At 52.0% G+C, this 640-nt stretch carries 1 rRNA gene; it reads right to left on the bottom strand.

The features are described from left to right. Positions 1 to 79 (bottom strand): 16S ribosomal RNA (locus IE125_RS19145); the annotation flags it as partial. Positions 80 to 640: the final 561 nt, after the last annotated feature.

Below are 640 nucleotides of genomic sequence, written 5' to 3'. Positions count from 1 at the left end.
CTCCCTGTTACCGCTCGACTTGCATGTGTTAGGCCTGCCGCCAGCGTTCAATCTGAGCCATGATCAAACTCTTCAGTTAAAAGCTTGATAGTCCTTACCTCTTCCCTACCCGAAGATAGATGAAGTGAAGCGGACCAAACTTGGTTCAAGGTCAAACGAATCTTGACGAGTCGCTTGCCTCGATATGTCGTGACTGGCGTCACGCAAGACAAGCGCCCACATCAATTACCTGATCGATTGTTAAAGAGCGCCTTACTGGAAAACGAAGATGAACTTTCGCCTCCTGCCGTTTCGAAGTGTGCCTTTCAAGCTTAAGTGCTTGTCAGCGCTGGACTTCTCGGCCGCCGTAAGGAGTGGCGTATTCTAAGGATCTTGGCGGCGATGTCAACGTCTTTTTCGTCGAATCTCGCTTGGCGCTCGTGGGTCAAAACATCCCGAAACCGAGGCCGATCCTGAAGAAGCCGGGCGAGCATTCTGCTCTCTTCACCGCTGGGCGTCAACCGATATTTTTCAATCCAATCAACGCGTTATGCTGCTTCTTCGCTGCTTCCGAGAACCTGTCTCGTCGTCAGCGGATGCGTACTTTACGGATCGGCCGCCGACTTGGCAAGGCCTGTTTTCAACTTTTTTGACCCGACGG

The organism is Salinicola rhizosphaerae (assembly GCF_014652715.1).
Classification (GTDB): domain Bacteria; phylum Pseudomonadota; class Gammaproteobacteria; order Pseudomonadales; family Halomonadaceae; genus Salinicola; species Salinicola rhizosphaerae.
This window is presented reverse-complemented; position numbering and strand designations above follow the sequence as displayed.